Genomic DNA, 20,688 nt, shown 5'->3' on the forward strand with positions numbered 1-20,688 from the left:
CATCCGAAGGAGAGACCATCATGTCCGTTCGCCGTTTCACCCCTGAAGGCTTGTTGCAGCCCACGCCCTACCATCACGTCGCCGTCGGCACCGGAAGTAAGCATGTCCACGTCAGTGGACAGATTTCCAGCCTCGCGGACGGGACACCCGTCGCGCCAGGAGATCTCTCCGGACAGGTCGCGCAGGCGCTGCGGAACACCGCACGCGGTCTCGCCGGGGCCGGCGCGACGTTCGACGACGTGGTGCGGCTGACGTTCTACGTCACCCAGTGGGAGCCGGAGAAGATGGCCGCCTTCATGGCGGGCGTCGAGAGCGTCGCTGACGAGATCGGGCTGCCGCAGCCCTTTCCCCCGTCGTCGCTCATCGGCGTCGTCTGTCTCTTCGAGCCGGGCGTCCTCGTCGAAGTCGAGGCCACCGCCCTCGTCGACTGACCGGCCGCTCGCACAGGCCCGTCCGCCTGGGCGGGTGAAGGGCATGCCGGCGCGGGGTGCGCACCCGCTCGGGCTCCCCCGCCGGGCGGGTACGCACCCGGACGTTCCGGGGCGGGCGGTCGCGGCCCGCCCCGGAGCGGGGTTCAGGCGATGGCCAGGCGCACCTGGGCCGAGTTCGTCCCGGCGAAGGTGAAGCCGAACTGCTCGCGGACCCCGGAGCCGCAGGCCTGCTTCGTGCGGTACTCGCCGTTGCCGCCGACGACGCGGACCACGGCGCACTTGCCGTCCATGCGGGTGTCCTCGAGCCAGCCGGACACCCGCACGGCGCCGCCCGAGCAGCTCAGGGACCAGCCGGCGATCGCGCCGTCGATCTTCGGGGACGCCGTGGACGGGCAGGTGGCGGCGCTCGCCGTGCCGGCGGCGCCGAAGGCCAGCCCTCCGGCGAGGACGATCGTCGACAGCGTGGACATGACGGTCTTGCGGACAGCGGACATGGAGGTACCCCTTCAGGTGGATAGTTGTCGGGAAGCGAACCGGCGCCACGCCCCGGGCACGCCGTCCGCCGACGAGGGCGGGGTGCGTCGGCCGGGGAGCGCCGGGCGCTGCCACCAGACTGACCGCGGGGGCGGGGTGCGGGAAAACGTTCCGGGGGGTCTGCACAGGCGCATCCATGCAGGCTCCGTGCATCCCGTGGGGAGGAGCTCCGACCTGCGGTCATGCCTGCCGGGAGAGGGGGCCGCGCATCATGCGGCACGGGGCGGAGGGCGTGCATGCGGGCCGTTCCTCCCGTACGGACGGCCGACGTGGCCCGCTCACGCCGGCGTGGAGGGCTGCGGACTCGTGGGCCCCTGGTGGACGGGGGCGCCGGCCGACGGGCGCTGGAACACCAGCAGGGCCAGCCAGGTGTCGACGTCCGCCCTGCCGTTCGGCCGCAGGCCGTGGCGCCTCTGGAAGTACCTCAGGTCCCCGGCGGTCGCCGCGGTGAACTCCCCCGACACCTCCGTGCCGCCCTGGCCCGTGTTGTGCAGGAGCTCCTGGAGGGCCAGGACCGCGTGCCCGTCGGCTCCGCGTCCGAGGGGCACCACCAGTTCGGGCCACGTGTCCTCGCCGACCTTGCCGTCGGACGGCAGGTTGTTCCTGCGCTGGAAGTCCATGACGGCGTCCTCGGTCTCGTCCCCGAAGAACCCGTCCGCCCTCACCTCGTAGCCGTGTGCCCGCAGCAGGTGCTGCAGGGCGCGGCCGGGTGTGAACTGGTCCTCCTTCTGCTTCTTCAGCAGCGGCCACTTCAGCGGTGCGCCGCTCGCCGGGACGGCGTCGGCCGCCACACCGTCGGCCGCGGTCCGGGGGCGGGGGGGCGTACTGGTCGCGCACGACCGCCCCGGCGACGAAGGCCAGTACCACCGCCGCGGCCACCATCGTCGGCCGCACCCACCGGGACCGCCCCGGCCGGCCCGGGGCGTCGCGCCCGCCCGTGGCGCCCGTGCCGGCCAGGGCGCCCGTGCCGCCCGGGGCGTCGGCCGGTCCGGTGGGCCGCGGGCCGTCGCCGACGGGTGCGTGGCCGCTGTTCTTCTCCCGTACCGCCCGGCACAGCTCCCGTGCCCGTTCCAGCTCCGCCGCCGGGGCGCGCAGGTGGGCGTGCAGCGCCTCCACCACCCTCGGCGGAGCGGTCGACGCGTGCTCCGGGTTGAGGTAGCGGGAGAGCGTCGTCTGGTCGACGCCCAGTTTCGAGGCCAGTGCCTGCTGAGTGGGCCGCGTGCCGCCTGAGGTGCTCCCGGCCTCCTCCCACCAGCGGCGCAGCAGCCGCGCCAGCCGCTCCCCCGGCCGTTGCCCGCGCTCCTGGGCCTCCGGTCCGTGCGCCATGCGTTCCTCCCCGTCGTCTCGCGGAACGGCCGGGCTTCCACGCCGCCTGCATCGCTGCATAACGGCAGGTCAATTGCGCCCATGGCGGTAAGTGCGGATGCATCGGCCCACAGCAGCGCAGATCGTAGTGATGCCGGACGAAGGGTCCGGCACGTCATCCGCACCTCCGCGTGCCCGCCGGACGTTCCGCGGCCCCGCGACCGGGCTGCCCACGGCCCCTGCGGGGAGCCGCGCCGAGCACCGGCTCGGAGAGCGCGCGTTCACCCGGACGAGTGCGGGCGCGACGTGCTCACGGCGCGCGTCGCTCACCCGCGGGAAGGACGGCCGGCCGGGCCTGGCCCTCGATGTCGAGTGCCGTTCCGTACAGCCGGTCCGCCTTCAGGCGGATGACCACGCGGCGTTCGGCGACCAGCTGCTCCAGGAACGCGTCCTCGTCCTCCGGCTTCGCGGACTCCGGGAGCATGCCGAGGAGTTCGCGGCCGACCTCGTCGCCGGGGACCGTCGTGATGGCGGAGACCTCCGCCTCGCCCTCGGCGACGGCGAACGACCACACGTCGCCGCCCTGCACGTGCAGTGCCGCACGCGGGTCGTGCCGCAGGTGCTTGAGCTTGACGCGGTCGGCCGTGGTCGAGAAGCGGGCGATGCGGGCCTCGGGGTCCCAGCTGTACACCATCGTGGTCAGGTGGGGGTGGCCACTGCGCTTGACGGTGGCGAGCGTGCCGAACCGCTGCGTGCCGAGCAGGGCGGAGAGGGCTTCGTCGGACAGGGCGCGGGGTGCGGGTCGATGGGTCATGACGTGGTCAACTGCTTTGAAAGCCAGGTAATTTCCCGAATTCCGCGACAACGCGGTCCGGTTGTGAAGGGTCCCCGGTCTTTCACGGGTCACGGCGCGGCGGTGATGCGGGCGACCGCCTCGCGGGTCAGGGCGCGGTCGGACGGGGGGTCGTCCAGGGCGCGGTGGAGGGTCAGGCCCTCGATGAGGGCGTCCAGTTGGCGGGCCGTGGGCGCGGGGAAGTGGTGTTCCAGGAGGGTGCGGCTGCGGCGCATCCAGCGGACGCACAGGGCGCGGTAGGGCTCGTGGCGGGCGGCCAGGGTGTAGAGCTCCTGGGTGAGGATCAGGTCGCGGCGGGGGTTCTCGGAGAGGGTGTGGATGAGGTCGGTGACCGCCTCGCGGGCCTCGTCGACGGTGGTGGCGCCGGCGAGGTGGTCCTCGAAGAGGGTCACCACGTGGTCGGCGTAGCCGGTGAAGGCCTGGAGCAGCAGGTCGTCGATGCCGGTGAAGTGGTACGTCATCGAGCCCAGGGGGACCCGGGCCCGTGCGGCGATCTTGCGGTGGGAGACGCCGGCGACGCCCTCCTCGGCGATCAGGTCGAGCGCCGCCGCGAGGATGCGCTCGCGGCGGTGGGGGTCGGTGTGTCCGGTGGCCATACGGGCGGGTCAGATCGTGCGGACCGGGCGGGCCGGGTTGCCGACGGCCACGACGTTCGCGGGGATGTCCTTGGTGACCACCGCGCCGGCGCCGATGACGGAGTTGTCGCCGATGGTCACGCCGGGGCAGACGATCGCGCCGCCGCCGAGCCAGACGTTGTCGCCGATGGTGATGGGCAGCGCGGCCTCGAGCTTGTCGCGGCGGGGCCCCGGCTCCACGGGGTGGGTGGGGGTGAGGAGCTGGACGTTCGGGCCGATCTGGCAGTCCTCGCCGATGGTGATCCGGGCGACGTCCAGGGCGGTCAGGTGGTAGTTGACGAAGGTGCGGGCGCCGATGCTGATGTTGCTGCCGTAGTCGACGTACAGGGGCGGGCGCACCTCGACGTCCTCGCCCACCGAGGCGAGGAGCTCGGTCAGGATCGGCCTCGCCTCGGCGGGGTTCTCGGGGTAGGCAGCCTGGTAGCGGGCCGCGAGTCGCATCGCGCGCTGCTGGCGGCGGGCGATCTCCGGGTCGTCGGCGATGTACAGGTCGCCCGCGAGCATGCGCTCCAGGTTGGTGCGCGGGTCGTTCGCGAAGTGGTCGTCCGTCGGCATGGCCACGATCGTACGCCCTGGAGCGTACGAACGTACCCTTCGGTCGTCGTGTGTGCGGTTCAGTCCAGGTCGCCGCGCTCGACGCAGAACTCGTTGCCCTCGGGGTCGAGCAGGGTGACCCAGCCTCCGCCGTCGGGGCGGGTGTGGTCGGCCAGGGGGCGGGCGCCGAGTTCGATGGCGCGGACGACCTCCTGCGCGCGGGTGCGGCCGGTCGGCCTGAGGTCGAAGTGGAGGCGGTTCTTGGCGGTCTTGCCCTCGGGCACGCGCACGAAGAGCAGGCCGGGCCCGCCGGACGGGTCCACGATCAGGGCCTCCGGGTCGCCGGGCTTGTCGTCGTCGGCGAGCGGGTTGCCCAGCATCGCGCTCCAGAACGTGGCGAGGTCGTAGGGGTCGCCGGTGCAGTCGAAGGTGATGTGGCGGATGACGGGGTTCAACGGTCCTCCGGGACGGGCGGATGGTGTGACTTCCGGCACGCAGGATGGCGGGTGGGGAGGGGCCGCGTCGAACCATTTGACGGGCGGCGGCGGGATCCGGACGTGCGCCGGCCCCGGACACGGGTCCGGGGCCGGGTCGCGGGCGAGGTGGGCGGGCGCCGCCCGGCCGTCACGCCGGGGACAGCTCCGCGCGGCCGAAGAGCAGGGCGTAGCCCGGCGGCAGCTGGGCCAGGACGCGGGTCACCAGGGCGTCGCCGACCAGGCGGGGCAGGACGCTCAGGACCGAGCTGACGTCCCAGCGGGCGGTCGCCGGGGTCGCGCCCTCGATGCGGGCGGCCACCGAGTCGACGAACTCCGCGGCGGTCAGCGCGCGGGTCACCGGGATCTGCGAGGCGACCACTATGGCCGCCTCCTCGGGCAGGGCACGGGCCAGGTCGACGCGCTCGTCGCCGACGACGTGACCGCCGAGGGCGGAGAGGACCACACGGGTGACGCTCTCCGCCTGCGACCGCGTCGGGTACTGGCCCGACTCCCGTACCGCGTCGACCAGTTGGTGCCAGCTGTCGTCCCGGGGCGCTGCGGCCGCAGCCGGGACGCCTCCGGCCGGCTTGGGGGTCGCGGGCTTCTGCGGTGTCAGCGTGGTCATCCGGTACTTCTCTCCTTCTCCGGTTCTCCAGTGCCCCGGTCTCCGGTTCTCCCATGCCCCGGTTCTTCCCGGGCATGTGCCGCCCTGCGGGCCGGATGTGCGCGGGGGCGCGTCCCGCGGACCGTCGGGTCCGCGGGACGCGCGGGGTGAGCGGGGTGCGCGGGGGTCAGCCGCCGATCTGCTTGCGGCTGTCGCCGCCGGTGATCTGGATGCGGCGCGGCTTGGCCTGTTCGGCGACCGGGATGCGCAGGGTCAGGACACCGGACTCGTACGACGCGTCGATGCGCTCCGTGTCCAGGGTCTCGCCCAGGAACAGCTGGCGGGTGAAGGTGCCGGTGGGGCGCTCGGCGACCACGGTCTCCGCGCCCTCGGGCGCCGGGGAGCGGCGCTCGGCGCGCACGTTGAGGACGTTGCGCTCGACGTCGAGCTCGATCGTCTCGGGGTCGATGCCGGGGAGGTCGAAGTGGACGATGAAGTCGTCCCCCGCCCGGTAGGCGTCCATCGGCATGGCCGAGGGGCGGCCGGAGGGGGTGGCGCCGAAGACCTGCTGCGCGAGTCGGTCGAATTCGCGGAACGGGTCGGTACGCATGAGCATCACGGTCATCTCCTTCCGTGGATGTCATCGGTGCGATGCCCTTACGGTCTTGCCCTTCTTATATAACTCGGAGGAGGAAAGTTGACAAGCCTGGACTCAGGTTGTGTCGTACGGCCCGCTGAGACGCCTGGGCGTCGGGTGGCCCCGCGGAGCGGCTAGCCTCGGAGTCCGGACGACCCCGGCCCGCCGGGCCGGCGCGGCGGCAGGAGGCAGCAGGCATGGCGAAGGTTCCCAGTTCGGTGGTGGCCGCGAGCGGACTCGTCGGGGGGTACGGCGTGGCCCGCTGGACCCGGAAGCGGCAGCTGGGCGGGGTGGTGCTGGCCGCCGCCGGGGCCGCCGCCGCGCGGCAGTGGCGGGAGCGGGCCGGGAGCGGGGCGGCGGGGGCGCTGTCGGTGGCGTACGTCGCCGCGTTCGCCGGGTCGCACCCGCTGGCGAAGAAGGTGGGCGCCTGGCCCGCCGTGTTCGGGGCGGCGGGGGCCGTGGCGCTCGCCTCGTGGGCGGTGGCGGACCGGCGGGGCTGAGGCGGCGCCGGTCCGGCCACGGGCCGTCCCGTCAGGAGCGGTGCGTCAGCACGTTCACCACGCGGCCGTTCGGGTCGCGGGTGAAGAAGCGGCGTACGCCCCACTCCTCGTCCCTCGGCTCGCGGACGATCTCCGCGCCCGAAGCCCGTACCCGCTCGTACACCGCGTCGACGTCCTCCACCTCCACGCTGAGGTCGGGGACCACCGGCGCCGTGCGCTCCTCGGTGAAGAAGCTGATCTGGGCGGTGGGGTTGGCGGGGGAGGCCAGGGTGGTCACCCAGCCCATGTCCATGACCTCCTCGAAGCCCAGGAGGCCGTAGAAGGTCCGGCTGGTGTCCAGCGCCTCCTCGGAGGCGACCTGGATGTCGGGCACGATCCGGCGAACGGTCATCGTCGTGCGGCTCCTGTCGGTCGGGCGGGCGGGTTCGCGCGCCGCGTGAGGCCCGACTCCATCACGCCGTCGCCGGTTTCGAACCGTCCGCGCCCGGGCCCGTACGGGACGGGTCCTTCGCCTTCGCCTTCGACGCGGCGGCGGCGAGCGGCTCGGCGATGTCCTCCAGGGAGCGGCGTTCCGCGTTCACCGCGAGGAAGGCCGCGACCAGGCCCGCCGCGCACATCAGGCCGGCGCCGATCTGGAAGGCGAGGACCGTGTCGCCGACCACGCCCGTCTCCGTGAGCTTCGCGAACAGCAGGGGGCCGCTGATGCCGCCGGCGGCGGTGCCGAGGGCGTAGAAGAAGGCGATGGACATCGCGCGGGTCTCCATGGGGAAGACCTCGGAGACCGTCAGGTACGCGCTGCTCGCGCCGGCCGAGGCGAAGAACAGGACCACGCACCAGCAGGCGGTGAGGGTCGTCGCGCTCAGCGAACCCCGGTCGAAGAGCCAGGCGGTGCCGAACAGCAGGACGCCCGAGAGCAGGTAGGTGCCGGAGATCATCACCCGGCGGCCCACCGTGTCGAACAGCTTGCCGAGCAGCAGCGGGCCCATGAAGTTGCCGACCGCGATCACGGCGAAGTAGTAGCCGGTGTTGCCGGACGGGACGTCGAAGAACGTGGTCAGGATCGCGCCGAAGCCGAAGGTGATGGCGTTGTAGAGGAACGCCTGGCCGATGAAGAGGGAGAAGCCGAGGACGGAGCGCTTGCGGTACTTGGCGAAGACGGTGCGGGCGATCTCGGTGAACGTGACGTTCTCGCGCTGGTGGATGGTCAGCTCGCCCTCGGCGCGGGGCAACCGCTCCTTGCGTTCGGCCTCGACCCGGCGCTCGATGTCGCCGACGATGCGTTCCGCCTCCTCGTCGCGGCCGTGGATCAGCAGCCAGCGCGGGCTCTCGGGGACGTGACGGCGTACGAGGAGGATGACCAGGGAGAGGACGGCGCCGAGGGCGAAGGTCAGGCGCCAGCCGACGTTCGCCGGGAAGATGTCGGTGTTCAGCGCCAGGATCGACAGCAAGGAGCCGCCGACCGCGCCCAGCCAGAAGCTGCCGTTGATCATCAGGTCGACGCGGCCCCGGTACTTCGCCGGGATCAGCTCGTCGACCGCGGAGTTGATGGCCGCGTACTCGCCGCCGATGCCGAAGCCGGTGAAGAAGCGGAAGAGGAAGAACCACCAGGTGTCGAAGGCGACCGCGGTGAGGGCGGTGGCGCCGAGGTACACCGCGAGGGTGATCATGAAGAGCTTCTTGCGGCCCCAGATGTCGGTCAGACGGCCCCAGAACAGGGCGCCCGCGCAGGCGCCGGCCACGTAGAGGGCGGCGGCGATGCCGGTGACCTCGCCGGAGGTGATGGGCAGCCCGCTGCCGGGTTCGGAGAGGCGGGCGGCGATGTTGCCGACGACCGTGACCTCCAGGCCGTCGAGGATCCATACGGTGCCGAGGCCGAGGACGACGGACCAGTGCCAGCGGGACCACGGGAGGCGGTCCAGGCGGGCGGGGATGCTGGTGGTGATGGTGCGTCCGGTCTCGGACTGCGCGGTGGTCATGGGCTCCCTCCCTGGCGAAGCGAACCTCCGTATGCCCCCAGGTGGGGATTTTCACGCCCTGGCGTGAGAGGCGGGCGGGGGCCTGGGGGCTTCTCGGGGTGGGTGCGTGGGGTCGCTGCGGGTGCGTGGGGGTTGCTCGCGCAGTTCCCCGCGCCCCTGAGGGCGGGCGTCGCGGTCGCCGTGGGCCGGCCGGCGCCGGAAGGGCTGTGGCCGTCGTGCCGCTGCGGGCGCGTGGGGGTTGCTCGCGCAGTTCCCCGCGCCCCTGAAGGCGTCGCGGTCACCGTGGGCAGGGAAGGCAAGGGGACTGGGGAACCCGCGGTGGGGTCGCTTCCCAGGGGCGCGGGGAACTGCGCGACCGGCCACGACGGGCCCGCAGCGCCTCAGACGCGCTACGCCCCCAGGACCCGTGACACCGTGTAGATCAGGAGACCGGCGAGCGAGCCGACCACCGTGCCGTTGATGCGGATGAACTGGAGGTCCCGGCCGATGTTGGCCTCGATCTTCTTCGTGGTGTGCTCGGCGTCCCAGCTCGCCACCGTGTCCGTGATCAGGGAGGTGATCTCCTTGCGGTAGGTGGTGACCACGTAGACCGCGGCGCTCTCCAGCCAGCCGTCGACCTTGCCCTGCACCTTGGGGTCGAGCGACATGCGGGCGCCCAGGGAGAGCAGCGAGGCGCGCACGCGCAGGCGCAGTTCGCTGCGCTCGTCCTCCGCCGCCGATACGATCATGGACCGTACGGACGTCCACACGGAGGCGATCAGGTCCTGCACCTCGTTGCGGCCGATGATCTCGTTCTTGAGGCGTTCGACGCGGGCACGGGTGTCGCCGTCGGACTGGAGGTCGGAGGCGAAGTCGGTGAGGAAGCGGTCCAGGGCGCCGCGCGCGGGGTGGGTCGGCATGTCGCGCATCTCGGTGACGAAGCGCAGCAGCTCCTTGTAGACGCGCTCGCCGACCTTGCGGTCCACGAACTTGGGGGTCCAGCCGGGCGCGCCGCCGTGGACGGCGTCCATCACGGTGTCGTTGTGCAGCACCAGCCAGTCGTGCGCGCGGGTGACGATGACGTCCACGGCCCGTTTGTGGCCGCCGTCGGCGACGATCCGCTCCAGCATCTTGCCCATGCCGGGCGCGATCTCCTGGGCCTCGGCGCGGCGGGTGATGGCCTCGCCGACCACCGCCTGGACGTCGGAGTCGCGCAGCACGGTCAGGGCGCCGCGCAGGGCCGCCGACAGCTCGGCGGTCACCCGGTCGGCGTGCTCGGGGACGGCGAGCCAGGCGCCGAGCCGGCTGCCGATGCCGACGGCGCGCAGCCGCTGCCGCACGACGGCCTCGGAGAGGAAGTTCTCCCCGACGAACTCACCGAGGGAGACGCCGAGCTGGTCCTTCTTGGTGGGGATGATCGCGGTGTGCGGGATGGGCAGGCCCAGGGGGTGGCGGAAGAGCGCGGTGACGGCGAACCAGTCGGCGAGCGCGCCGACCATGCCGGCCTCGGCCGCGGCGGCGACATAGCCCGCCCAAGGGCCGGCGCCCTGGTGGGAGGCCCATTTGGCGAGGACGTAGACGACGGCGACGAACAGCAGCAGTCCGGTGGCGGTGAGCTTCATCCGGCGCACCCCGCGCCGCTTCTCCTCGTCCGCGGGGCTGAACGTGTTCATGGCGCGGTTGGTGAAGGCGCCGGGGCGGGCATGCCGCCCTTCGGCGTCCCGGCCGTCGCTTTCCGCGGTTCCCGCCGTTCCTGACGTTTCTGCCGTTTCGGTCCGTTCCATCCGCTCCACCCGTTCGGTGATCCCTCACACATTGTCCCTTCCTGACCGACTACTGGAACGTGACAGGAGTTCCCGGCGTCTGTCCGGAGGGGGTTTGTCCCGGGGGATCACCCAAGGGTCCCCCTGATCGGTCTTCCCTTCCCATGGATCATCATGGGTTCATCGGATCGGAGCCTCGGGCTCCCGTCTCCCGAGGAGAAAAGAACAGCATGACCCGGGGTCGTGACGGGGGCGCGGTGACGCCTCCCGCCCAGCAGCGTGCCCTGCTCGCCGCGGTCGTCGCCGCGGTCCTGGCGGTCTCCGCCGCCATATACGTCGGTGTCGGGGCCGACGGCGGCGTGCGGGAGCGCGGCGCCCTCGCCGGTGGCCGCGGCGAGCGGAACAACCCGGCCGCGCCCGTCTCCACCGGCACCTGGGTCACCTCCTGGGCCGCCTCCCCGGTCGCGGGCGAGCCCGGCACCGAGATGACGGGCCTCATGGACCGCTCGGTGCGCAACGTCGTCCACACCGGCGCCGGCGGTACGAGTGCCCGCGTCACGCTGTCCAACCTCTACGGCCAGTCGCCGCTGACCGTCACGCGCGCCTCCATCGCCGTGTCGGCCGGCCCGGACACGGCGGCGGCGCTCCCGGAGACCGTGCGGCCGCTGACCTTCGCCGGGAACCCGGCGGTCGTCGTCCCGGCGGGCGAGCAGGTGGTGAGCGACGCGGTGCGCGTCGCCGTCCCGCACGACGGGGACGTGCTGATCACGACGTACTCCCCCACCGCGTCCGGGCCGGTCACCCACCACCCGCACGCGCGCCAGATCTCGTACGTCGCCGACGGCGAGCACACCCGGGACGCGACGGGGACGGCGTACACCGGACGGAGCAGGGCCTGGCGGTACGTGACCGCGCTGGACGTGCTGAGCAACGAGGCGGACGGCACGGTCGTCGTCCTCGGGGACTCGCTGACCGACGGCGTCACCTCGACGACCGGGGCGAACCACCGATGGCCGGACGTGCTGTCCGACCGGCTGCGGTCGGCGGTCGGGGCCGGGCGGGACGTGCCGCGGTACAGCGTCGTCAACGAGGGGATCAGCGGGAACCGGGTCCTCACCGACGGGCTGGGGCGGCCCGCCGAGAACCCCAGCGGGCTGAACCGGTTCGAGCGGGACGTGCTGGGGCGGACGAACGTCGAGGTCGTGGTCGTCGCGCTCGGGGTCAACGACATCCTGCGGCATCCGGGAACCGCCGATCCGGACACGATCGTGGCGGGGCTGAGCGAGCTGGTCGAGCGGGCTCATGCGCGAGGGCTGAAGGTCGTGGGGGCGACGCTCATGCCGTTCGGCGGGCACCGCGGGTACACGGACGCGCGGGAGGGTGTGCGGCGGGCGGTCAACTCGGAGGTCCGGGCGGGGCGGGTGTTCGACGCGGTCGTCGACTTCGACGAGGCGCTTCGGGATCCGTACGATCCGCGCCGGCTCCGGGCGGAGTACGACTCCGGGGACCATCTGCACCCCAGTGACCGGGGGTACGCCCGGATGGCGGAGGAGTTCGATCTGGATGATCTGAGGGGTGGGGCTCCGGCGCGGTTGTAGGGGGTTCGGGGGTGCTTGTTTCGCCCCCTCCGCCCCTACCCGTCCCGTACCCGGGGGCGCTGCCCCCGGACCCCCGCTCCTCGAACGCCGGAGGGGCTGAATTGACCCAAGCGCTGGGTCGGCCCGAAGGGCTGGGGTGGCTCAGCGGTCGTCCGAGCCCTCCAGTTCGCGGCGGCGTTGCTCCTTGCGTTCCAGTTTCTCCCTGCGGCGTTCCTCGCGCAGGCGCTGCTTCTCCGCCCGGGGGAGTTTGCGGTCGACGCCGACGCCGCCCCAGAAGGCGAAGCCGGTGACGATCACGCGCGGGGCGCCCGGCTCGCCCGGCACGCCCTCCTCGCGGTGGTCGAAGCCGCCCATGACGCCGATGCCGCGCACGACGACCTCGACGCCGGGCGGGACGATGACCTCCACCCCGCCCATGATCGCGACCGCGTTGATGACGACCTCGCGGTCCGCGAAGTACGCCTCCCGCAGGTCGATCTCGCCGCCGCCCCAGAAGGCGAGGCAGTTGAAGCGGCGCGGCGCCGTCCAGCGGCCCCGGCGCTGGAAGCCCGACATCACCGCCACGGCCCACGACGACGTCCCCGTGTCGTCGCCGCCGACGATCCTGTCCCGCCAGCCACCGGACCGCTCCGGCTCCTTGGTCAGGGACACGGCCGGCCCGGCCGTCCCCGGGTCCGGCAGGTCGCGGGTGATCGGCGCCAGCTCCCCGTAGGTGCGGGCCCGGTACGCCGTGTCCAGCCGCTCCTCGAACTCCTCCATGTCGAGACGGCCCTCCGCGAGGGCGTCCCGCAGGATCTCGGCGACCCGTTCACGGTCGGCGTCGGAGGCGCGGAGGTCCGGCACGGCTGCGTCGTCGGTCATAGTCAGCAGCCTACGAGTTGTCCCCGCCGCACGGCTACGAGAGGGCCCGCCCGGCTACGACGGGGTCCGCCCGGCCCGCTCCTGCGGGGGTTCGGGGGCGCCCCCCGAGGGACCCAGCATCCTCGCGATCACCGCCTCGATGTCCGGTTCCCGCACCGACAGGTCCACCAGCGGGTACCGGGCCGCGACCTTCGCCACCAGCTCGGCCGCCGACGCCGACGCCGGGAACGCCAGCCACTGCCGCGGCCCCTCCACCCGCACCACCCGCGCGGGCGCGGGCGCCTCGATCGGCGGCAGCTCCCGCTCCAGGTCCACCACCAGCGTCCGCTCGCTCTCCCCCGCCTCGTGCAGCCCGGCGAGCGCACCGTCGTACACCAGCCGGCCGTGGTCGATCACCATCACCCGCGAGCACAACTGCTCGATGTCCCGCAGGTCGTGCGTGGTCAGCAGCACCGTCGTGGCCCGCTCGGCGTTCAACCGCCGCAGGAAGTCCCGCACCCTGGTCCTGGAGACGACGTCCAGACCGATCGTCGGCTCGTCGAGGTAGAGCACCTCCGGGTCGTGCAGCAGCGCCGCCGCGATGTCCCCGCGCATCCGCTGGCCGAGCGAGAGCTGGCGCACCGGGACGTCCAGCAGCCCGCCCAGGTCGAGGAGTTCGGTCAGCCGCTCCAGGTTCTCCCGGTAGCGTGCGGCCGGGATGCGGTACATGCGGTGCATCAGCCGGTACGAGTCGATCAGCGGCAGGTCCCACCACAGCGTCGTGCGCTGCCCGAACACCACCCCGATCCGGTGCGCCAGCCGCATCCGCTCGCGGGACGGGTCGACGCCGGCGACCCGTAGCCGGCCGCCGCTCGGCGTGAGGATCCCCGTCAGCATCTTGATCGTCGTCGACTTCCCGGCGCCGTTCGGACCGATGTAGCCGACCATCTCGCCCCGCGCCACCGTGAACGAGAGCGAGTCGACCGCCCGCACCCGGTGCCGCTCCCGCTTCATGAATCCGGTCTTCCTCCACACGTCGAAGACCTTCTCCACGCCGTCGAGTTCGATGAAAGCGTCCCTCACCCGCTAGCTCCCCGTGCTCCGGTACGACCTGAGACCCGTCCGCCACGCCAGCCCCGCCAGCGCACAGCACCCCACCGCCACCAGCGGCGACGCGAACGCCGCCCACCCCGGCAGCCCGATCGGGTACGGCCGCTCCAGCACGTACGCGGCCGGCACCCAGTTGACGAAGGCGAGCGGCAGCATGAACGTCACCCCGCGCACGAGATCCTTCCCGAACACGCTCGGCGGATACTGCAACAGCGTGTTCCCGCCGTACGTGAACGCGTTCTGCACCTCGGCCGCGTCCTGCGCGAAGACCTGGAACGCCGCGCCCGCCACGAACACCGCCGAGAAGATCGCCGCGCCGCTGACCACCACCACCGGCACCAGCAGCACCTTCACCGCACTCCAGTCGACGTCGACCGCGGCCAGCGCCCACCCCAGCACCACCACGCCCTGCGTGACCCGGCCCAGCCGGCGCAACGCGAAACGGTCCGCGCCGACCTGCGCCAGCACCGGCGCCGGACGCACCAGCAGGACGTCGAACGAGCCGTCCCGCATCCGCCCGCCCAGCACGTCCAACGAGCCCAGCACCAGATCGGCGATCCCGAACGACGTCGCCGACAACCCGTACAACAGGGCGATCTCCGGCAGCGACCAGCCGCCCAACGAGTCCACCTGCGAGAACATCAGCAGGATCCCCACGAAGTCCAGCCCGGTCACCAGCAGGTTCCCGACCACCGTGAACGCGAAGGACGCGCGGTAGGTCATGCCCGACCGCACCCACATCCCCGCGATCAGCCCGTAGGCCCGCACCCCCTCCACGAACACACCGCGCTCACCCACCCTGCACCACCACCCGCCGCGTCGCCGCCGACTGCAGCAGCCGCCCCGCCGCCAGCAGCGCCACCGCCCACGCCGCCTGGAACGCGAACGCCCCCCACACGTCCGCCTCCCCCATCAGCACATCCGCCGGCACCTGCAGCTGCGCCGCCCACGGCAGCACCCGCACCACGTCGCCGAGCCCGTCCGGGAAGGCGTTCAACGGCAGCACCATGCCCGAGAAGAACACCCCCGTGATCATCAGCACCTGGCCGATCCCCCTGCCGTCCATCAGCCAGAACACGCTCAACGCCGCCAGATAGCGGATCCCGAAACTCACCACCGCCGCCAGCAGCAGCGTCACCGCGAACGCCGCCCACGCGGCCGCCTCCGCCGGCAGTGCCATCGGGAACAACAGCGAACCGAACACGAACGGCACCACCCCCCGCCCCAGCAGCTGGAACCCCGCCCGCCCCACGTCCCCCGCCAGCCACCACAGCTGCAGATCCACCGGCCGGTACAGGTCGACCGCGATCCCACCGGTGCCGATGCGCTCCATCAGGTCCTTCTCCGCACCGCCGCCCTGGATCGCCAGCGTCGCGTAGAGACACTGCCCCAGCCACACGTACGTGACCGCCTGCGCCTGGTCGTACCCGCCCAGCCCCGGCCGCTCCTCCCACAGCGCCAGATACGTGTACACGAGGATCAGCCCGAACACCGTGTTGGTGAACACCCCGGCCGCCGTCGCCACCCGGTACGACGCGTACCGCCGGAAACCCCCCACCGCCACGGCCAGGTACAACCGCGCCGAACCCACGCCCCCGCCCCCTCCCGCCACCGGCACCGAAAGCGCAGGAGCCTAGTGCGCCCGCCGCACCCCGCGCCACGCGTTTTCGTTGGGGCCAGGTGTGTGACACGCCGCGTGCGCGCGCCACGCGCGGCGTCGGCGGGGACGCGTCACAGGATGGGACAGTCTTGAATAAGAGGCGCACACCACGGCGCAGTGGAACGAACCAGGCGAAACAGGAGTCCGTGCACGACATGAGCGACGAGCCGCAGCCGCAGCAGCCCCCCGCGGGCCGGGCACCGAGAAAACCCCCGGCGGCCGCCGCCCCGAAAAGACCCGCACGCACCGGATGGCGCCGACTGCTCCCCACCTGGCGGATGCTCCTCGCCGGCCTCCTCGCCACCGCCGCACTCGTCGTCGGCGGCTTCCTCCTCGGCTACCACCTCGTCCGGATCCCCGCCGCCAACGCCCTCGCCACCCAGCAGGCCAACGTCTACCTCTACGCCGACGGCTCCGTCATCGCCCGCGACGGCGAGGTCAACCGGGAGAACGTCACCCTCTCCCAGATCTCGAAGGACGCCCAGCACGCCGTCCTCGCCGCCGAGGACCGCGACTTCTACACCGAGTCCGCCATCGACCCCCAGGCCATGGTCCGCGGCGCCTGGAACACCCTCACCGGCAAGGGCAAACAGTCCGGCTCCACCATCACCCAGCAGTACGTGAAGAACTACTACCTCCGCCAGGAACAGACCATCACCCGCAAGGTGAAGGAGTTCTTCATCGCCATCAAACTCGACCGCGAACAGACCAAGGACCAGATCCTCGAGGGCTACCTCAACACCAGCTTCTTCGGCCGCGGCGCCTACGGCATCCAGGCCGCCGCCCACGCCTACTACGGCATCGACGCCTCCGAACTCGACGCCGGCCGCGCCGCCTACCTCGCCGCCCTCGTCAACGCCCCCAGCCAGTACGACGTCGTCCTCCACCCCGAGAACCGCGACACCGTCGAACGCCGCTGGAACTACGTCCTCGACGGCATGGTCGACGAAGGCTGGCTCAGCGTCTCCGAACGCGCCGGCCTGACCTTCCCCGCGCCCCAGCGGACCACCGTCTCCACCAGCATGTCCGGCCAGCGCGGCTACATCGTGAACATCGTCAAGGACCACCTGATCGAGAACGACGTCGTCGACGAGGCCGCCCTCGACACCGGCGGCTACCGCATCACCACCACCCTGCACAAGGACAAGCAGGACGCCTTCGTCGACGCCGTCAACGACAAACTCATGGACCGGCTCGACCAGCAGAACCGCGAGGTCGACACCTACGTCCGCGCCGGCGGCGCCTCCATCGACGTGAAGACCGGCAAGGTCGTCGCCCTCTACAACGGCATCGACTACGTCAAGCAGTACACCCCCAACGCCACCCGCCGGGACTTCCAGGTCGGCTCCAGCTTCAAACCGTTCGTCTTCGCCGCCGCCGTCGAACACGGCTCCCGCACCCAGGACGGCCACCCCATCACCCCCAACACCGTCTACGACGGCACCAGCGAACGCCCCGTCCAGGGCTGGCCCGGCGACCGCTACGCCCCCGAGAACGAGGACCACCGCGACTACGGCGACATCACCGTCCGCGAGGCCACCGACAAATCCGTCAACGCCGTGTACGCCCAGATGGCCGCCGACGTCGGCCCCGACAAGGTCCGCCGGACCGCCATCGACCTCGGCCTGTCCCCGGACACCCCCAGCCTCGACAACGCCGGACCCTCCATCGCCCTCGGCGTCGCCAGCGCCAGCGTCCTCGACATGGCCGAGGCCTACGCCACCCTCGCCAACCACGGCAAACACAGCACCCCCACCCTGGTCGAGAAGATCACCCGGAACGGACGCGACGTCGACCTGCCCGAACGCCACACCCGCCAGGCCGTCACCCGCCAGGCGGCCGACACCACCACCTCCGTCCTGCGCGGCGTCGTCGAGAGCGGCACCGCCACCGCCGCCCAGACCGCCGGCCGCCCCGCCGCCGGCAAGACCGGCACCGCCGAGGAGGACACCGCCGCCTGGTTCGCCGGCTACACCCCCGACCTCGCCACCGTCGTCGCCGTCATGGGCCAGGACCCCGTCACCGCCGGCCACAAACCCCTCTACGGCGCCATGGGCCTGCCCCGTGTCAACGGCGGCGGCGCCCCCGCCGAGATCTGGGGCCAGTACACCCGCGAAGCCCTCAAGGACACACCGGCCACGGCCTTCACCCTCCGCCTCCAGCCCGGCGCCTGGAAGACCCAGCCACCCCCCGGCGACTCCAGCACCGACCCCTCCTCGACCAACACCCCCGACGACGCCGGCGACGGCGGCGGCAGCAGCCGGGCACCCGACGAGACGGGAACAGGGACGGGGACGGGCGACGAGCCCGCCGGCCAGGACCAACCGGAACCACCCCGGGAACAGACCGGCGGCGCAACCACCGGCGGCGACACCGGCGACGACGGCGCGACGACCACCGACGACACCGACGACGGCGACACCAACGGGGACGACTCCCCCGTCCCCGACGGCCTCACCGGCGCCCTCACCCAAAACGGCCGATGGAACTGAAAGAACACCCGCCGCTCAGTGCCCGGACGTCGCCTTCAACCCCACCACGGCCACCAGCAACAGACAGATGAAGAAGATCCGCGCCGCTGTCACCGGCTCACCCAGCACCAGCATGCCCAGCACCGCCGCCCCGGCCGCACCGATCCCCACCCACACGCCGTACGCCGTACCGATCGGCAGCGTACGCGCCGCGTACGACAGCAACAGCATGCTCGTCACGATGCCCGCACCCGTGAGCAGACTCGGAACCAACCGGGTGAAACCATCGGTGTACTTCATCCCCACCGACCAGCCGACCTCCAGCAGACCGGCGACGACGAGCAGAACCCAGGCCATGACAGGCACCTCCGGGACACGAACGGAAACGGGGGTGCGTCGTCTTTGCCTTCACCCCGGTACGGCGCGTCTCGTCGGGGCCCTCATTGGTCCCACCACCCTAGCCCGAAAGCAGGAAAAGGGCCGGTGACCACCGTCACCAGCCCTTCCCGACCAACGAACTACAGGTACAACCCGGTCGAATCCTCGGAACCCTCGAAACGGTCCGCGGCCACGGCGTGCAGATCACGCTCCCGCATCAACACGTACGCCGTCCCCCGCACCTCGACCTCCGCCCGGTCCTCCGGATCGAACAACACCCGGTCACCCGGCTCCACGGTCCGCACGTTCTGCCCCACCGCGACCACCTGGGCCCAGGCCAGCCGACGACCCACCGCCGCCGTCGCGGGAATCAGAATGCCACCCCCCGAACGCCGCTCGCCCTCACCGGTCTCCTGCCGCACGAGCACACGATCGTGCAACATCCGGATGGGCAGCTTGTCGTCCTGGGAACCCTGCTCGTGTCTCTTGGCGCTCACGTCCTGAAACCTACCTGCAATCGCCGCGAACCAAGACGGGCGGGTGCACGGTCAGCGCCCGCGCCGACGGGACCCCAGGGCCAGCAGCCCCACGACCCCCACCACCAGCACCGCCACCGGAACCACCCGCTCCAGCCGAGGCGCGCCCTCCTCGTCCACGAACTGCGCCTTGACCTGGCTCACCACACCGTTCACCCGGACGTACGCCCGCCCCAGCGTGTGATCCACGTTCGAGACGACCCGGGCCTTGGCATCCCCCACGATCGTCTTCGGATGCACCCGCACACCGATCTCGTCCAGGGTCTCGGCCAGCACCGCACGACGGCGCTCGATGTCCGCCTCGATCTGCGCCGGGGTCCTGGTGTCCGCCGTGTCCGCCACCGTGCCGCCTCCGAAATCCACTGATGACCGTGTACCTGTGCCGGACAGTCTGTCAGCTCCACGCCGCCGCGCACGGTCAGGACCCCCGGTTACCCTCGATCCCGGCACCCGATCCACGCAGCGCGCACGCACGAGGAGACCAGAGACGATGAGCGACCGCCTCCAGCCCGGGGACGAGGCCCCCGCCTTCACCCTGCCCGACGCCGACGGCAACGAGGTGTCCCTGGCCGACCACAAGGGCCGCAAGGTCATCGTCTACTTCTACCCGGCCGCCCTCACCCCCGGCTGCACCAAGCAGGCCTGCGACTTCACCGACAACCTGGAGCTGCTGGCCGGCGCGGGCTACGACGTCATCGGCATCTCGCCGGACAAGCCGGAGAAGCTCGCCAGGTTCCGCGAGGCCGAGTCCCTGAAGGTCACCCTCCTCGCCGACCCCGACAAGAAGGTCCTCGACGCGTACGGCGCCTTCGGCGAGAAGAAGAACTACGGCAGGACCTACCTGGGCGTCATCCGCTCCACGATCGTCGTCGACGAGGAGGGCAAGGTCGAACGCGCCCTCTACAACGTCCGCGCGACGGGCCACGTCGCCAAGATCATCAAGGACCTGGGCGTCTGAGTTCGCCCTGCCCACGGAACGGCCCGTACCGGACTCCCGGTACGGGCCGTTCGCGCCCGCTGCGGCTGCCGTGCCCCGACCGTCACACGGCGACCAGTGACCGCCACAGGGGGGCACAAGGCAGCGCACGCTCCCGGTACGATGGCAGGCGCCAGCGGCGGTGGCGCAACGGCGACGCAGCAGACTTAGGATCTGTGGCCCCTGATCGGGCTTGAGGGTTCGAATCCCTTCCGCCGCACACGAACGGCCTGCGAATCCACGGAGGATGCGCAGGCCGTTGGTATAGATGCCTCTCAGCCCAGCAGCTCCCGCACCACCGGTGCCAGGGCCCGGAACGCCTTGCCGCGGTGGCTGATCGCGTTCTTCTCCTCCGGCGTCAGTTCCGCGCACGTGCGCGTCTCGCCCTCCGGCTGGAGGATCGGGTCGTAGCCGAAGCCGCCGGCGCCCGCCGGGGTGTGGCGGAGGGTGCCCATCAGGTGGCCCTCGACCACGCGCTCCGTGCCGTCGGGGAGTGCCAGGGCCGCCGCGCAGGCGAAGTAGGCGCCCCGGTGTTCGTCGGCGATGTCGGCGAGCTGGGCGAGGAGGAGGTCCAGGTTGGCCTTGTCGTCGCCGTGGCGGCCCGCCCAGCGGGCGGAGAAGATGCCGGGGGCGCCGTTCAGGACGTCGACGCAGAGGCCGGAGTCGTCGGCGACGGCGGGGAGGCCGGTGGCCCGGGCGAGGGTGTGGGCCTTGAGGAGGGCGTTCTCGGCGAAGGTGACGCCGGTTTCCTTGACGTCGGGGACGTCGGGGTAGGCGTCGGCGCCGACGAGGTCGTGGGACAGGCCCTCGTCGGCGAGGATCGCGCGCAGTTCGGTGATCTTTCCGGCGTTGCGGGTGGCGAGGATCAGGCGGGTCATGGGGTCCAGTATCC

The 20,688-nt window shown here is 72.1% G+C and carries 24 protein-coding genes, 1 tRNA gene and 1 riboswitch; of the genes, 6 read left to right on the forward strand and 19 right to left on the reverse strand.

Going from position 1 to position 20,688, the window contains the following annotated elements:
* The first annotated feature begins 20 nt into the window (after positions 1-20).
* Positions 21-431, forward strand: coding sequence for a RidA family protein (locus ADK41_RS04000; RefSeq protein ID WP_030825327.1), 411 nt, complete (start codon positions 21-23; stop codon positions 429-431).
* Between the two features lie 143 nt (positions 432-574).
* On the opposite strand, the gene ADK41_RS04005 is transcribed toward ADK41_RS04000, so the two are convergent.
* From ADK41_RS04005 to ADK41_RS04040, 8 genes are all read right to left on the reverse strand, one after another.
* Positions 575-925: a hypothetical protein gene (locus ADK41_RS04005; RefSeq protein WP_030825330.1), complete on the reverse strand. Its 351-nt coding sequence runs from the start codon at positions 923-925 to the stop codon at positions 575-577.
* 318 nt (positions 926-1,243) lie between these two features.
* Positions 1,244-1,756: a peptidoglycan-binding domain-containing protein gene (locus ADK41_RS42770; protein WP_234318730.1), complete on the reverse strand. Its 513-nt coding sequence runs from the start codon at positions 1,754-1,756 to the stop codon at positions 1,244-1,246.
* Positions 1,757-2,580: 824 nt separating this feature from the next.
* On the reverse strand, positions 2,581-3,084 hold the full coding sequence (locus tag ADK41_RS04015) for a TIGR03618 family F420-dependent PPOX class oxidoreductase (RefSeq protein ID WP_030825332.1): 504 nt from the start codon (positions 3,082-3,084) through the stop codon (positions 2,581-2,583).
* Positions 3,085-3,173: 89 nt separating this feature from the next.
* A complete protein-coding gene (locus ADK41_RS04020; protein WP_030825335.1) occupies positions 3,174-3,719 on the reverse strand; it encodes a TetR/AcrR family transcriptional regulator in 546 nt (181 codons plus the stop codon).
* Between the two features lie 9 nt (positions 3,720-3,728).
* Entirely contained in the window at positions 3,729-4,313 is a 585-nt protein-coding gene (locus ADK41_RS04025; protein ID WP_030825338.1) for a sugar O-acetyltransferase, read from the reverse strand.
* Between the two features lie 59 nt (positions 4,314-4,372).
* The gene (locus ADK41_RS04030) at positions 4,373-4,747 is read right to left on the reverse strand and encodes a VOC family protein (RefSeq protein ID WP_030825341.1); all 375 of its coding nucleotides are present in this window, start codon (positions 4,745-4,747) and stop codon (positions 4,373-4,375) included.
* A 169-nt stretch (positions 4,748-4,916) separates the two neighbouring features.
* Positions 4,917-5,393 carry a DUF2267 domain-containing protein gene (locus tag ADK41_RS04035; protein ID WP_030825344.1) on the reverse strand — a complete coding sequence of 159 codons (477 nt, stop codon included), beginning with the start codon at positions 5,391-5,393 and terminating at the stop codon, positions 4,917-4,919.
* Positions 5,394-5,559: 166 nt separating this feature from the next.
* Positions 5,560-5,988 carry an Hsp20/alpha crystallin family protein gene (locus tag ADK41_RS04040; RefSeq protein WP_030825347.1) on the reverse strand — a complete coding sequence of 143 codons (429 nt, stop codon included), beginning with the start codon at positions 5,986-5,988 and terminating at the stop codon, positions 5,560-5,562.
* A 218-nt stretch (positions 5,989-6,206) separates the two neighbouring features.
* Between ADK41_RS04040 and ADK41_RS04045 the strand changes: the two genes are divergently transcribed.
* Positions 6,207-6,509 carry a hypothetical protein gene (locus tag ADK41_RS04045; protein ID WP_030825350.1) on the forward strand — a complete coding sequence of 101 codons (303 nt, stop codon included), beginning with the start codon at positions 6,207-6,209 and terminating at the stop codon, positions 6,507-6,509.
* 31 nt (positions 6,510-6,540) lie between these two features.
* Here ADK41_RS04045 and ADK41_RS04050 read toward each other — a convergent pair whose 3' ends face one another.
* The 3 genes from ADK41_RS04050 to ADK41_RS04060 form a co-directional block, all read right to left on the reverse strand.
* Positions 6,541-6,900 (reverse strand): VOC family protein, encoded by a 360-nt coding sequence (locus ADK41_RS04050; RefSeq protein ID WP_030825353.1) that lies wholly within the window; start codon positions 6,898-6,900, stop codon positions 6,541-6,543.
* 61 nt (positions 6,901-6,961) lie between these two features.
* Positions 6,962-8,485 carry an MFS transporter gene (locus ADK41_RS04055; protein ID WP_030825356.1) on the reverse strand — a complete coding sequence of 508 codons (1,524 nt, stop codon included), beginning with the start codon at positions 8,483-8,485 and terminating at the stop codon, positions 6,962-6,964.
* Between the two features lie 389 nt (positions 8,486-8,874).
* On the reverse strand, positions 8,875-10,248 hold the full coding sequence (locus ADK41_RS04060; RefSeq protein WP_030825360.1) for a DUF445 domain-containing protein: 1,374 nt from the start codon (positions 10,246-10,248) through the stop codon (positions 8,875-8,877).
* Between the two features lie 209 nt (positions 10,249-10,457).
* On the opposite strand from ADK41_RS04060, the gene ADK41_RS04065 reads away from it, so the two are divergent.
* A complete protein-coding gene (locus tag ADK41_RS04065) occupies positions 10,458-11,825 on the forward strand; it encodes an SGNH/GDSL hydrolase family protein (protein WP_030825363.1) in 1,368 nt (455 codons plus the stop codon).
* A gap of 141 nt (positions 11,826-11,966) precedes the next feature.
* On the opposite strand, the gene ADK41_RS04070 is transcribed toward ADK41_RS04065, so the two are convergent.
* From ADK41_RS04070 to ADK41_RS04085, 4 genes are read right to left on the reverse strand one after another with little or no spacing between them, the layout of a single operon-like run.
* Complete coding sequence (locus tag ADK41_RS04070) at positions 11,967-12,686, reverse strand: DUF1707 SHOCT-like domain-containing protein (RefSeq protein ID WP_030825365.1); 720 nt, start codon at positions 12,684-12,686, stop codon at positions 11,967-11,969.
* Positions 12,687-12,740: 54 nt separating this feature from the next.
* Positions 12,741-13,748 carry an ABC transporter ATP-binding protein gene (locus ADK41_RS04075; RefSeq protein WP_037804045.1) on the reverse strand — a complete coding sequence of 336 codons (1,008 nt, stop codon included), beginning with the start codon at positions 13,746-13,748 and terminating at the stop codon, positions 12,741-12,743.
* A gap of 3 nt (positions 13,749-13,751) precedes the next feature.
* Positions 13,752-14,516, reverse strand: coding sequence for an ABC transporter permease (locus ADK41_RS04080; protein WP_106979448.1), 765 nt, complete (start codon positions 14,514-14,516; stop codon positions 13,752-13,754).
* 49 nt (positions 14,517-14,565) lie between these two features.
* Complete coding sequence (locus tag ADK41_RS04085) at positions 14,566-15,366, reverse strand: ABC transporter permease (RefSeq protein ID WP_053670205.1); 801 nt, start codon at positions 15,364-15,366, stop codon at positions 14,566-14,568.
* Between the two features lie 224 nt (positions 15,367-15,590).
* Between ADK41_RS04085 and ADK41_RS04090 the strand changes: the two genes are divergently transcribed.
* Positions 15,591-17,927, forward strand: coding sequence for a transglycosylase domain-containing protein (locus ADK41_RS04090; protein WP_030825377.1), 2,337 nt, complete (start codon positions 15,591-15,593; stop codon positions 17,925-17,927).
* Between the two features lie 15 nt (positions 17,928-17,942).
* Here ADK41_RS04090 and ADK41_RS04095 read toward each other — a convergent pair whose 3' ends face one another.
* From ADK41_RS04095 to ADK41_RS04105, 3 genes are all read right to left on the reverse strand, one after another.
* The gene (locus ADK41_RS04095) at positions 17,943-18,263 is read right to left on the reverse strand and encodes a DMT family transporter (protein ID WP_030825380.1); all 321 of its coding nucleotides are present in this window, start codon (positions 18,261-18,263) and stop codon (positions 17,943-17,945) included.
* A gap of 33 nt (positions 18,264-18,296) precedes the next feature.
* A riboswitch (guanidine-III (ykkC-III) riboswitch) is annotated at positions 18,297-18,358 on the reverse strand.
* 66 nt (positions 18,359-18,424) lie between these two features.
* Entirely contained in the window at positions 18,425-18,727 is a 303-nt protein-coding gene (locus ADK41_RS04100; RefSeq protein ID WP_380955277.1) for a GroES family chaperonin, read from the reverse strand.
* A gap of 105 nt (positions 18,728-18,832) precedes the next feature.
* On the reverse strand, positions 18,833-19,162 hold the full coding sequence (locus tag ADK41_RS04105; RefSeq protein ID WP_030825385.1) for a DUF3618 domain-containing protein: 330 nt from the start codon (positions 19,160-19,162) through the stop codon (positions 18,833-18,835).
* Positions 19,163-19,310: 148 nt separating this feature from the next.
* Between ADK41_RS04105 and bcp the strand changes: the two genes are divergently transcribed.
* A complete protein-coding gene (gene bcp / locus ADK41_RS04110) occupies positions 19,311-19,778 on the forward strand; it encodes a thioredoxin-dependent thiol peroxidase (RefSeq protein ID WP_030825388.1) in 468 nt (155 codons plus the stop codon).
* A gap of 154 nt (positions 19,779-19,932) precedes the next feature.
* Positions 19,933-20,016, forward strand: a tRNA-Leu gene (locus ADK41_RS04115).
* Positions 20,017-20,071: 55 nt separating this feature from the next.
* Here the strand turns inward: ADK41_RS04115 and rdgB are convergent.
* Positions 20,072-20,674, reverse strand: a complete 603-nt coding sequence (gene rdgB / locus ADK41_RS04120; protein WP_030825390.1) for an RdgB/HAM1 family non-canonical purine NTP pyrophosphatase — start codon at positions 20,672-20,674, stop codon at positions 20,072-20,074.
* Between the last annotated feature and the right edge of the window lie 14 nt (positions 20,675-20,688).

It is taken from the genome of Streptomyces caelestis, from assembly GCF_001279005.1.
Taxonomy (GTDB): Bacteria; Actinomycetota; Actinomycetes; order Streptomycetales; family Streptomycetaceae; genus Streptomyces; species Streptomyces heliomycini.

Coding starts and splice junctions, on each gene's coding strand:
- ADK41_RS04000 (WP_030825327.1), top strand. CDS start 21: ATGTCCGTTCGCCGTTTCACCCCTGAAGGCTTGTTGCAGCCCACGCCC.
- ADK41_RS04005 (WP_030825330.1), bottom strand. CDS start 925: ATGTCCGCTGTCCGCAAGACCGTCATGTCCACGCTGTCGACGATCGTC.
- ADK41_RS04015 (WP_030825332.1), bottom strand. CDS start 3,084: ATGACCCATCGACCCGCACCCCGCGCCCTGTCCGACGAAGCCCTCTCC.
- ADK41_RS04020 (WP_030825335.1), bottom strand. CDS start 3,719: ATGGCCACCGGACACACCGACCCCCACCGCCGCGAGCGCATCCTCGCG.
- ADK41_RS04025 (WP_030825338.1), bottom strand. CDS start 4,313: ATGCCGACGGACGACCACTTCGCGAACGACCCGCGCACCAACCTGGAG.
- ADK41_RS04035 (WP_030825344.1), bottom strand. CDS start 5,393: ATGACCACGCTGACACCGCAGAAGCCCGCGACCCCCAAGCCGGCCGGA.
- ADK41_RS04040 (WP_030825347.1), bottom strand. CDS start 5,988: ATGCTCATGCGTACCGACCCGTTCCGCGAATTCGACCGACTCGCGCAG.
- ADK41_RS04045 (WP_030825350.1), top strand. CDS start 6,207: ATGGCGAAGGTTCCCAGTTCGGTGGTGGCCGCGAGCGGACTCGTCGGG.
- ADK41_RS04050 (WP_030825353.1), bottom strand. CDS start 6,900: ATGACCGTTCGCCGGATCGTGCCCGACATCCAGGTCGCCTCCGAGGAG.
- ADK41_RS04055 (WP_030825356.1), bottom strand. CDS start 8,485: ATGACCACCGCGCAGTCCGAGACCGGACGCACCATCACCACCAGCATC.
- ADK41_RS04060 (WP_030825360.1), bottom strand. CDS start 10,248: ATGGAACGGACCGAAACGGCAGAAACGTCAGGAACGGCGGGAACCGCG.
- ADK41_RS04065 (WP_030825363.1), top strand. CDS start 10,458: ATGACCCGGGGTCGTGACGGGGGCGCGGTGACGCCTCCCGCCCAGCAG.
- ADK41_RS04070 (WP_030825365.1), bottom strand. CDS start 12,686: ATGACCGACGACGCAGCCGTGCCGGACCTCCGCGCCTCCGACGCCGAC.
- ADK41_RS04080 (WP_106979448.1), bottom strand. CDS start 14,516: ATGTGGGTGCGGTCGGGCATGACCTACCGCGCGTCCTTCGCGTTCACG.
- ADK41_RS04090 (WP_030825377.1), top strand. CDS start 15,591: ATGAGCGACGAGCCGCAGCCGCAGCAGCCCCCCGCGGGCCGGGCACCG.
- ADK41_RS04095 (WP_030825380.1), bottom strand. CDS start 18,263: ATGGCCTGGGTTCTGCTCGTCGTCGCCGGTCTGCTGGAGGTCGGCTGG.
- ADK41_RS04100 (WP_380955277.1), bottom strand. CDS start 18,727: ATGTTGCACGATCGTGTGCTCGTGCGGCAGGAGACCGGTGAGGGCGAG.
- bcp (WP_030825388.1), top strand. CDS start 19,311: ATGAGCGACCGCCTCCAGCCCGGGGACGAGGCCCCCGCCTTCACCCTG.
- rdgB (WP_030825390.1), bottom strand. CDS start 20,674: ATGACCCGCCTGATCCTCGCCACCCGCAACGCCGGAAAGATCACCGAA.